The sequence below is a fragment of the Escherichia sp. WS568 genome, assembly GCF_046486085.1.
In the GTDB taxonomy this organism is placed as follows: Bacteria; Pseudomonadota; Gammaproteobacteria; order Enterobacterales; family Enterobacteriaceae; genus Escherichia; species Escherichia coli.
The window spans coordinates 1-8315 of the sequence record NZ_JBJQMC010000044.1 but is presented as its reverse complement, the minus strand read 5'-3'; the positions used below and the strand labels follow the sequence as shown (position 1 = coordinate 8315).

Annotated in this window: 9 protein-coding genes and 4 pseudogenes; 3 read left to right on the top strand and 10 right to left on the bottom strand. The window is 42.5% G+C overall.

What is annotated here, in order from left to right; all coding sequences use genetic code 11:
- A partial coding sequence (locus ACJHWR_RS24730) for an IS4-like element ISVsa5 family transposase (RefSeq protein ID WP_087758836.1) occupies window positions 1-1018 on the top strand: 1018 nt, incomplete at its 5' end.
- Here ACJHWR_RS24730 and ACJHWR_RS24725 read toward each other — a convergent pair.
- From ACJHWR_RS24725 to ACJHWR_RS24690, 8 genes and pseudogenes are all read right to left on the bottom strand, one after another.
- Window positions 997-1659: a Kiwa anti-phage protein KwaB-like domain-containing protein gene (locus ACJHWR_RS24725; protein ID WP_000074846.1), complete on the bottom strand. Its 663-nt coding sequence runs from the start codon at window positions 1657-1659 to the stop codon at window positions 997-999. The genes ACJHWR_RS24730 and ACJHWR_RS24725 overlap by 22 nt on opposite strands.
- Before the next feature lie 9 nt (window positions 1660-1668).
- Window positions 1669-2271, bottom strand: coding sequence for an anti-phage protein KwaA (kwaA, locus tag ACJHWR_RS24720; RefSeq protein ID WP_001204062.1), 603 nt, complete (start codon window positions 2269-2271; stop codon window positions 1669-1671).
- Window positions 2272-2610: 339 nt separating this feature from the next.
- Window positions 2611-2852 (bottom strand): annotated as a pseudogene (locus ACJHWR_RS24715) (transposase); the annotation flags it as partial.
- A gap of 14 nt (window positions 2853-2866) precedes the next feature.
- Window positions 2867-3379 carry a hypothetical protein gene (locus ACJHWR_RS24710; RefSeq protein ID WP_001167442.1) on the bottom strand — a complete coding sequence of 171 codons (513 nt, stop codon included), beginning with the start codon at window positions 3377-3379 and terminating at the stop codon, window positions 2867-2869.
- 81 nt (window positions 3380-3460) lie between these two features.
- Window positions 3461-3607, bottom strand: a complete 147-nt coding sequence (locus ACJHWR_RS24705; protein WP_000277549.1) for a hypothetical protein — start codon at window positions 3605-3607, stop codon at window positions 3461-3463.
- Window positions 3608-3635: 28 nt separating this feature from the next.
- Window positions 3636-3869, bottom strand: coding sequence for a helix-turn-helix transcriptional regulator (locus ACJHWR_RS24700; RefSeq protein WP_000958492.1), 234 nt, complete (start codon window positions 3867-3869; stop codon window positions 3636-3638).
- 68 nt (window positions 3870-3937) lie between these two features.
- A complete protein-coding gene (locus ACJHWR_RS24695) occupies window positions 3938-4513 on the bottom strand; it encodes a hypothetical protein (RefSeq protein ID WP_000991596.1) in 576 nt (191 codons plus the stop codon).
- 246 nt (window positions 4514-4759) lie between these two features.
- A complete protein-coding gene (locus ACJHWR_RS24690; protein ID WP_001126809.1) occupies window positions 4760-5326 on the bottom strand; it encodes an inovirus-type Gp2 protein in 567 nt (188 codons plus the stop codon).
- 1163 nt (window positions 5327-6489) lie between these two features.
- Here ACJHWR_RS24690 and ACJHWR_RS24685 point away from each other — a divergent pair.
- Window positions 6490-6845 (top strand): annotated as a pseudogene (locus ACJHWR_RS24685) (IS21 family transposase); the annotation flags it as partial.
- A 23-nt stretch (window positions 6846-6868) separates the two neighbouring features.
- Here the strand turns inward: ACJHWR_RS24685 and ACJHWR_RS24680 are convergent.
- Together ACJHWR_RS24680 and ACJHWR_RS24675 are read right to left on the bottom strand one after the other, a co-directional pair.
- Window positions 6869-6997: pseudogene (locus ACJHWR_RS24680) on the bottom strand (IS256 family transposase); the annotation flags it as partial.
- A 267-nt stretch (window positions 6998-7264) separates the two neighbouring features.
- A complete protein-coding gene (locus ACJHWR_RS24675) occupies window positions 7265-7615 on the bottom strand; it encodes an H-NS family nucleoid-associated regulatory protein (RefSeq protein WP_001342701.1) in 351 nt (116 codons plus the stop codon).
- Between the two features lie 310 nt (window positions 7616-7925).
- Here ACJHWR_RS24675 and ACJHWR_RS24670 point away from each other — a divergent pair.
- Window positions 7926-8208, top strand: a pseudogene (locus ACJHWR_RS24670) (transposase); the annotation flags it as partial.
- Window positions 8209-8315 lie beyond the last annotated feature (107 nt).

The window sequence follows — 8315 nt, the reverse complement described above, 5'->3', positions numbered from 1 at the left end:
GTTAGGTAATCGTCACCTCCACAAAGAGCGACTCGCTGTATACCGTTGGCATGCTAGCTTTATCTGTTCGGGCAATACGATGCCCATTGTACTTGTTGACTGGTCTGATATTCGTGAGCAAAAACGACTTATGGTATTGCGAGCTTCAGTCGCACTACACGGTCGTTCTGTTACTCTTTATGAGAAAGCGTTCCCGCTTTCAGAGCAATGTTCAAAGAAAGCTCATGACCAATTTCTAGCCGACCTTGCGAGCATTCTACCGAGTAACACCACACCGCTCATTGTCAGTGATGCTGGCTTTAAAGTGCCATGGTATAAATCTGTTGAGAAGCTGGGTTGGTACTGGTTAAGTCGAGTAAGAGGAAAAGTACAATATGCAGACCTAGGAGCGGAAAACTGGAAACCTATCAGCAACTTACATGATATGTCATCTAGTCACTCAAAGACTTTAGGCTATAAGAGGCTGACTAAAAGCAATCCAATCTCATGCCAAATTCTATTGTATAAATCTCGCTCTAAAGGCCGAAAAAATCAGCGCTCGACACGGACTCATTGTCACCACCCGTCACCTAAAATCTACTCAGCGTCGGCAAAGGAGCCATGGGTTCTAGCAACTAACTTACCTGTTGAAATTCGAACACCCAAACAACTTGTTAATATCTATTCGAAGCGAATGCAGATTGAAGAAACCTTCCGAGACTTGAAAAGTCCTGCCTACGGACTAGGCCTACGCCATAGCCGAACGAGCAGCTCAGAGCGTTTTGATATCATGCTGCTAATCGCCCTGATGCTTCAACTAACATGTTGGCTTGCGGGCGTTCATGCTCAGAAACAAGGTTGGGACAAGCACTTCCAGGCTAACACAGTCAGAAATCGAAACGTACTCTCAACAGTTCGCTTAGGCATGGAAGTTTTGCGGCATTCTGGCTACACAATAACAAGGGAAGACTTACTCGTGGCTGCAACCCTACTAGCTCAAAATTTATTCACACATGGTTACGCTTTGGGGAAATTATGAGGGGATCTCTCAGTGCCAAGCATGGCTTCTTTTTTGATAACATCATGAAAACAAAACATTTTCTCTATTAATTTAAGGTCTATTACATATAAATTGTTTTCGACTTTGATAATTTGAAAGTTATCACTAACTCGAAAAAAGTCATCCTTTATTTCTTCAAGTCTTGTTGCGGATTTTTTTAGAAAAAAACCAGTGCGAGAGAAAATATTGACTGGGGCCATTGTTTTATAAAGTATAATTTGTTGTTGAGCATTACCAATGCAAATTAACAACACTCTAATATCTTCAATATTTTGCACGTTGAAATCAAAAACAGGCTCTCCTTGCTGTCCAAGCATATTTTGCATGGAAGTTAACTCGTCTGGCCATTCAATATCGTAATGATAAATAACATTATTTCTTTCATCCGCCGACGAAAGGGATAAAACACCAAGCTCATGATTATCAATAATATTTCTTTTTAGGCTGTCTAAAAATAACTCTTTTAAGCCATTTTGAGCACTCCCCTCGATATCCATTCTATATGCTATTGGGCTATTTTTAAGAATGGCATAAACTATAACAGAAACGTCATTTTTATTATTAATATAATAACTTAAATTATCATCTAAACCTTTTTTATCTAATTTCTGCGGTGACATATTTAATCCTTAATCTCCAGAATAGTAAACTCTTTCATCAAGCACTATATAGCTAACCATGTCATTTTCTTTTAACTGCCGTCTCGTAATCAATATTATCCCTGATTTATTAACTCCACCTGTTATACTAACGTTCAATTTATAAATATTAAATCCCAATAAAGCCAGGGAGGGGTTGGCGTAAAACAAATCCGTTTTAATATAAATCACCCCCATTATTATCAAGAGAACCGCCAAAACGATTACATATCTTTCTTTTTCAAAATCAAATGTAATCAATGGGATAATATACGTAGCTAAAAAAGTAAGATGTTCATAGTTTATTTTTTCAATTTTTGTTATTTCCATTGGGAGTTCTACACTTTTGTTTGTGTCATATTTAAATCTTTTGTAGGCAATCCAGCAATATAAAAGCAACCCTAAACAGATTAATGGGACAATATTGTTTTTCAATAACAAAAGCCAGCCAACAGACTTACATTGCGCACCAAGACAAACAGGGAGCTTTATTGTGATAAAAATAAAAAAACAAAACAAAATAGCTAATGATAAAATATACAAATCAACTTTACGCCTTACATACTCCTTTACTTTACCTGGATCATCTCTCATATACATACCTTCATAGTGAATTCTTTGCTATAACAATTAAAAATATCAATAAGACTCCAAACAGTAGAAATAAAAAACTCTCTTCAAGAAGAGATACATTTAATTTTAGTTAAGCATATACCACTTTATCATTTACATCAAATATAAATATTGTCAAATTGATTTTAAGCAATTACTGATCCGCAGCCACAGATATTCCCTCGGTGAGCGATAACTGCATATCCCGCTCTATTCGATCACGGATTGGCATCGAAGTCCGATCAGCAAATCGTATCCATTCGATCAACCGGGAACTTAACTTTTTCTATGTAAGTGCTAGGGAAGTACGTAGTGTAAGGTTTATTTTACAGGAGAGAGGTTCCAGAGCAGTAGTTCATACCCCCTGTTCGATGAGGGATTATTGATCCTTATGATCTCTTCACATAGCCACGATTCCGGTTCCACACCATTCAGCTTGCAGGTAATCAGCAGACTGTAGATGATTACCGCATTTTCTCCACCACGATCAGAGCCGAAAAAAAGATAGCTTTTCTTCCAACGGCCACCCAGCGTAATGCGTTTCCACCAATGTTGTTGTCGATATTTCTCCCGGCCATCACCGGATAATTGTTGCAATAACCAGTGACATCAGGGACTGAACAGCAGTTTTTAAGGCAACGTATTGCTCTGATGTATCAGGCCGGGCAACCCGAAAACACCTTTCCACCCGACATTGTCCGCCAGCGCTTATCACCTGCCAGGTCTGTTGCAGTAAATCTACCAGTTGTGAACATGCTTCATCAACCGTGGCACTGGCTCGCGGATGGCAGAAAAGATCCTGGCTGAGCAGCAACAGGCATCGTATTGTTGCCCCTCCATGTTGTTCCCGCAACCAGCGTAATACCACCGGCGATGATGGACTGAGCATGTGATTACTCTCAGTAATACGTTCGTGCACCTGTCGGTAAAAAGAAGTACAGAATACCTGAATCTGTTGCCCGTTGATGCTTCCTTCTGCCGAACGGAGAGTGAAACGAAATGCCAACAGATGTGGCCAGTGGTCCACCGCCTGCTGAACAAAACGCCGGATGTCTCCCGGCTCTGCAAGTAATGCTTCGGTTATCTGCATTATTTTATCCCCGTTGAATTTTGTTAAACCGGTGCAGATACGCAGGAAAGCACGCCAGCACCGGTGTAATGCCAGTTATAATCAATAAGAATGGAATGACGAATCAGTCAGGAAAGAGGTACAAACAGTTGGCTGACTGGAGGGTGTCAGCGGAAAGATAAGCGGGAGTGTCGCCAGCACCAGGGGCAGGGCCGGGTTCCACAATACCAGCGCCAGCATTTTGTACATTGCCAGCGTACCGGCATTACAACACGTTTCATGCTGCTGCTCCTCGTGACTCCTCGATTCGCTGCTGCATCCACTGCTCCACTTCACTTTTGTACCAGCGGCTGCTGCGGCCCAGCTTGATGGGTTTCGGGAAATGGCCTTCACTGATCAACTTGTAAAACCATTTATCGGTCATGCCGGTGAAACTGGTGATGTAGTTCATGTCGATCAGGGGATCGTCGGCACGCAGTAACACGCTGTCGTGGCTTGTTGTGGTCAACATGGTCAGAATGTCCTTTGTGAGATTTATGAAGTTTGTGCGAATGCAGGGAAAGATGCTGAACCGAGCTTTCAGAACGGTCCTGCAGATCCGGGATAGCCGGGATTACCGGCGAGGCAACGGGCTTCCGGATCGCACACACCACGACGATCGCGGGCGAAATCGCTGAACGCCCATATCAACTCTTTGAGGATGTCTTCACAGTCCGGTGAACGACTGTCCAATACCACATCCCGGGTGATCTGCTTCTGGTACGGCTTTGCTTCACCTGGTGACGCGAAACCCAGTACGTTGCTCCAGGCATCCAGAATCAGCCGGTCCAGTTCAGGGCCATCGAAATACTCCTGTCTGACACACAGCACCACGTGGTATTCCGGCTTTTCAGGATGACGGGTCAGGAGCCAGCAGAGGTCACGTCCGGGTGTTGCATTCATCAGCGCACTGACGGTTTCGATAAAATCCATACCAAACCAGGTCGTTCTGCTGTTGAAGGTATTGTCATATTCACACGGCAGACGAAGCAGGATCCGCCGTATCCGGGAGCCGGACTGCTCACGCAGCGCACGCTCAAGGACGCCGATAACTTTGCTCTGATAAGACGGCCAGAAGGGGGCCAGGCTATAGTCGAAATAAGGAATAGCATTCATAAGATATGTTCCGTTATGCGCAACCCACAATGCGTCCTACCCGTGAATGAACTGACGTGTTATGGCTTGCGGATGAGATTGATGGAATAAGTGAAAAACTGAAGCAGAACGGGAAGATAAGGGAAAGAACACTGGATGCAGGTTCAGGGTGAATGATCTCCGTTGACTTCGGTTCACATCATTAATCAAGGCGGTAAGGTTTTACCGACGGAGTGTTTCCAGGAGCGGAGGCTCAGGCCTTAAGCTTCAGAAGTGAGGCTTACGAGGACGCCCTGCAGCAGGCCGTTCAGGAACTTCATTGCAACCGTAGGCACACAGCCCGTCTTTTTGTTCTTCTTTCGCCAGATAATGCAGGACACCGCGAATATTATCGATGCTCCCGGGATCGTTATGACGCACGGGGATGTTGATGTTGTATGTATAATGCGGCTGATATGTACAACGGTGCACCGAACCGCTGTTATGCGTAATAGACCGCCAGCATTCCGTAATCCGCTCCGCAAAGGGATATATTTTTTTAACTCTCTGACGATCGATCCAGAAAACCGCATGCGCATGAAAACCATGATCAGCCGTCCATTCAATCACCCAGAAGAAGCCAACGATATTTTCAAATTGTTCCACCTGCTCCAGCAGCATACGCAACTGCAATTCAAGCCAGCGATGATCAGGTTGTAAGAAATCAGGCGTATCTTTCCTGTAGAAGAAATCCATGCGTAAGGCCCGCAGGCAGGAATAGCGTGCCATCATTTGATTGATGTGATTGTCAAGTAAAGCGGTAAAAAACCAGTTTGGTGTATAAGATTTAGGCATGTTGATGACTCCTGAAAGTTAATGATGTTTTAAGCTCTGTGAGCGAATTAATGCTTTCGCTCATAATCAGATCTAAAACGGTAATAACTTACAGATGGTATTTATCAGGCATGCTGTAGCAGAATGAATACGACGGGTTATTAACGATACGCAGCATTATGCAGAAAGAAATGGATTATCTGATGGTATTTGCTAAAGAGATGAGATAAACGAGGAGCGAATAAAATACAGAATCAATAAACATCACGAAATACTGTAAAATACGCGCTAAAACCCCACTAACTGGAGGTTAAGAAACGCATTACGGCCAATCACATCATAAACTACAAACTTGCTCTCAGTGGTTCTAAAAAAAACGTGTACAAAGCCAACGCAATAAACTTATACGCCCTCATCCAATCTGTTCTTAAGGACATGAACGTTAACCGCACACATTACCAGAGTAAAAAATACCACTGGCATGATTTTTACCCTGCATCTTAAACAATACAACCCGAAACAAACATAATCAGGAATTCACTCTGTTGATTCTGTTGTTTATCCAGCTCTGTTAAACATGACGGAATCATGGATACTGTATCAAAGAGTAAACATTCAGTTAATCAGTGATGACAAAAGAATTGATGTTCACCAGAATAGTTAAAACACTTCAGATAAACAATTATCGTTAAGTAAATACAGTTCATGATAAATAAGATTAAGATCAATTGCTGTTTCAGTGAAGACTGATAACAGATGGATATTAGCAATAGCGTAGTAGAGAATAGCTTATCTGAATATCATATGAGTTACAGTAATTATGATTGGGGGATGGAGTGAATACGATAACAAGAGTAATACTAATGGAATATGTAAAGATTGAGAGTGAGTGAAGACAGGAAATAAATAACAATAGAGATTATATCAAAAAGGGAGTGAGTATAATAATAGTAATAAACCTAAATTAAAAATATCCATGTTTTATGTAAATACAAATCTGTTTCATAATTATGTACAGAGGTTCGTTATAACGAATCTGTAAGTAATTCAGTGTAATTGCTACCATATTAAAGGTGATCGCTCAGGTGTCAGCGCCAGCGATAATAAGACGGTCACCATTTGGATTTTCCGCTCCACCCAACATGTTGTTTCCTTAAGGTTCTCACACCAGAAATGACATCAACATGCTGAGCAGAGAGGACTTTTACATGATAAAGCAAATGCGCCAGCAGGGCGCGTACATTGTCGATATTGCGACTCAGATTGGTTGCTCTGAACGAACGGTCAGGCAATGGGTTATACGGGCGGACGTTCCATGCTGCGTTACTACATCCAGCCCAAACGTAAAATGCGTCCGTCAAAAAGAACAGTTCGCTTCGAAACTCAGCCTGGATACCAGCTCCAGCACGACTAGGGCGAAGTTGAGGTGGAGGTTGCCGGGCAACGGTGCAAAGTTAACTTTGCGGTTAATACGCTGGGGTTCTCCCGCCGCTTCCATGTCTTCGCCGCACCAAAACAGGATGCTGAGCATACACCAGAGCAGGAACATCTGCAGCCGTTACCGAGTTCCGCATTAAGCGCCGTTTCGACAGTTAATTTCGTCAGCATACGGGAAAACTGATTGAGATCGGCCCCGGTTTTGAGGCCTTTAGCCAGTTCAGCCGCAAGGACTTTAAGCGTCTTTTCGTCCACAATCTACTTGTCTACGTTGTTGGAGTGAACATATCAAAACCGGCAATTACACAATTTAAATTACAGTCTCTATGAGAACAGTTCAATTTTTTAACTCTCGTTTTCCTCCCTGGCGTTATATGCATAAGCAACTTGAAAGACCCGATGACAGTTATAATTTCAGGTTATGTCCATGACGACCAATTTGTAACTAAAACAATAAACGGTAACGCTGCCATATAAGCATCAAAAGCGAGCATTACAGCAACATTCAACCGATTAGATGTATCACTCATAATCAGAACAAGATGATGATGTGCCCTGAGATATAAGAAAATCATCAAGAGAACCTCCGGCTTTTATTGCTTCTGCAATAACAGAAGGCCGACGACCTTGTCCACTCCAGTACATTATTTGACCGTTATACTCATACCTGTACTTATTAGACTCTCCTGAATCGTTTTTTCTGCCCGTCTGTAATTTTTTGCCAAATTCACGATACACATCTTCCGCCGTTACACCTGCGTCATCCATGTACTTTTTGATAATTGCCAAAGAATCCTTCAACTCATTACGCTGCTCAATGGCCTTTTCAAGGTTATCCTTAACTTGATTGAAGTCTTCATCAGACATTTCCATGATCAACTTCCGGACAAGGTTGGAATTAAGAAGTGATGTACGAACAGTAGAGAGATCTTCATTCTCAACAGAAAACTTCTTCTTGCTCATCTATCAATACTCTGCTTATCATTAACTTATGATAAATCCTATCAGGTGATTTTTTATAAAAATAATGGCTACATCACAAAATGTGATACTTAATATTTACTTCATTCAAAGTGAGTGAACTTTCCCGGATAGGCTAGCCCCCTGAATCTCCAGTCAACCAATATCACTTAAATAAGTGATAATCTTAATATTAGTTTTTAGACTGGTCATTGGAAAACAGATGATTGATGCCTCAGGACCGGAGAAACTCAGACGGCATACTGCACAGGAAAAGATCGCTAATGTTCAGAAGAGCTTTGAACCAGGAATGACGGTCTCCCTCGTTGCCCGGCAACATGGTGTAGCAGCCAGTTACTTCTCTGGCGCAAGCAATACCAGGAGGGAAGTCTTACTGCGGTGACTGCTGGGGAACAGATCGTTCCTGCCTCTGAACTTGCTGCTGCCATAAGGCAGATTAAAGAACGCCAGCGCCTGCCCGGAACAAAACGATGGAAAATGAACTGTAGTGGTCAAGTAATATTGGCCACGGTTTTACAGTAAAAACGGTATCTGTTCTCTGATTCTTCCGGCGTCAACCCACCGTTGTAATGGTGAGGCCTGACGCTATTGT

Coding starts and splice junctions, on each gene's coding strand:
- ACJHWR_RS24725 (WP_000074846.1), bottom strand. CDS start 1,659: ATGTCACCGCAGAAATTAGATAAAAAAGGTTTAGATGATAATTTAAGT.
- kwaA (WP_001204062.1), bottom strand. CDS start 2,271: ATGAGAGATGATCCAGGTAAAGTAAAGGAGTATGTAAGGCGTAAAGTT.
- ACJHWR_RS24710 (WP_001167442.1), bottom strand. CDS start 3,379: ATGCAGATAACCGAAGCATTACTTGCAGAGCCGGGAGACATCCGGCGT.
- ACJHWR_RS24705 (WP_000277549.1), bottom strand. CDS start 3,607: ATGTACAAAATGCTGGCGCTGGTATTGTGGAACCCGGCCCTGCCCCTG.
- ACJHWR_RS24700 (WP_000958492.1), bottom strand. CDS start 3,869: ATGTTGACCACAACAAGCCACGACAGCGTGTTACTGCGTGCCGACGAT.
- ACJHWR_RS24695 (WP_000991596.1), bottom strand. CDS start 4,513: ATGAATGCTATTCCTTATTTCGACTATAGCCTGGCCCCCTTCTGGCCG.
- ACJHWR_RS24690 (WP_001126809.1), bottom strand. CDS start 5,326: ATGCCTAAATCTTATACACCAAACTGGTTTTTTACCGCTTTACTTGAC.
- ACJHWR_RS24675 (WP_001342701.1), bottom strand. CDS start 7,615: ATGGAAATGTCTGATGAAGACTTCAATCAAGTTAAGGATAACCTTGAA.